Source organism: Roseovarius sp. MBR-79 (assembly GCF_053628555.1).
In genome coordinates, this window is sequence record NZ_JBRJGP010000071.1 from 1 (window position 1) to 1,472 (window position 1,472).

At 61.8% G+C, this 1,472-nt stretch carries 1 protein-coding gene; it reads right to left on the reverse strand.

Going from position 1 to position 1,472, the window contains the following annotated elements:
- Positions 1 to 9: 9 nt before the first annotated feature.
- Positions 10 to 1,293 carry an IS4 family transposase gene (locus ACSSV8_RS20155; protein WP_454283672.1) on the reverse strand — a complete coding sequence of 428 codons (1,284 nt, stop codon included), beginning with the start codon at positions 1,291 to 1,293 and terminating at the stop codon, positions 10 to 12.
- Positions 1,294 to 1,472 lie beyond the last annotated feature (179 nt).

Consider the following 1,472-nt stretch of genomic DNA (forward strand, 5'->3'; position numbering starts at 1 on the left):
CTAGGCGATTCACACATTTCGGAGCCTCCATCCGTGGGCGAGGGATTTGAAGTATTGGAGCCCGTGGCGGAAGGTGATTGGGCCGGGCGGTTTGGATTTTGGGTAGCCATCCCATCCACCGAGCTTGGCAATGATCCACGCGGCCCAAGCAAGTGTTTCCGGCGGGTGAGGGTTCTTCTGGAGCGCGGTCTTTCCTTCGATCTCGGGCAGTAGTGCGTGGAGGGTCTCGATTTCGGGGGGCGAGAAGGCGATCTTGGCGTCTTGCCCGGACCGACCGTCACGCGCCTGGACGAGTTGCATGATGGTGCAGGCAGCTCGGGCGGCAATCGCAGTCAGCTTGATCAACCGCCCGGCATTTTCCAACTGGCTGTCCTCCAGTTGCAATCCCTGCTGTTTCAGGGTGCGGAAGAATTGTTCGATATGCCAGCGCTGCCGATACCAGCCAATCACGCGCCAGGCCATCGCCGCATCTTTGACCCCATGTGTGGTCAGAAGCCGCCACGCAATGGGCTTGGCGCCTGGCGGCGCATTCACCTCGCAGACTTCGACAAGGCTGACTTTCACCGTCTCAGCCAACCCTTCCTGCCTGGCCAGAATGGCGGGGCGCTTGAGCGTGACGTGGCCAAAGCGAGCCACGAGCTTGGCGTTGCGGGCTGGACGGCCAGGGCGTGCGCGCAACGCTATCAAGGCGGTGCCCGCCATTTGCAACGGTGCCGAGGAGAGCTTTCCGCCCCCCTCCATGATCGAACGATCCACCATGGCGCGGGTCAGGATGTGAAAGCCCGGCTCCGGCAATCGCGCCCATTTCTCATAGATGTCACTCTCACGATCACTGATTTCGGTCACCATATGCGCCTGGCGCAGAACCGTCTTGGCGGCCTCTGCCGTGCTCAGCCACCGTTGCGATTCCTTCTCGGACAACGGTCGGTGCCGATGAGGAACCGTAACCCGGCCATCGCGTGTCCATATCCGGCCCGCGGCCAAGCCCAAAATGCCGCCCGTCTCAGCATCAACACCCAGCATTGCGTGCAGCAGAACGCCGCGTCCCGAACCCTTGCCGATCTCGCCTAGACCGCGACTGCGCTCCTTGGTCGTCGTGAAATTGATTTCGCTGCTGTCCTGGATCGCCAGAATATGCCGACCCGCGCAGCCTTGCGAAAGCTCCGCTCCCCAGCCATCGAGCAGCGCCTCAACCGTCACGCGCGGATTGGCCAGAAAGCGCGAAAACCCCACAATCCCACTGCGTCGACCACCCGCCAGGCGCCGCAGGCAGATGCTCGTGCGCGCCACCATTCCCGCGAGCAGCAGACCCCCCTTTTTGCTAGGCGCTCGTCTCCAAAGTCGCCCAGCCCCCAGTTCTCCGAAGTCATCACAAGCCGCCCTCCATTCAAGGTAGGACAATCGAATCATGCAACGCAAAACCCGTCAAGCGCTCCGCGAAAACCAAACCTGAAGATGTGTGCATCCCCTAG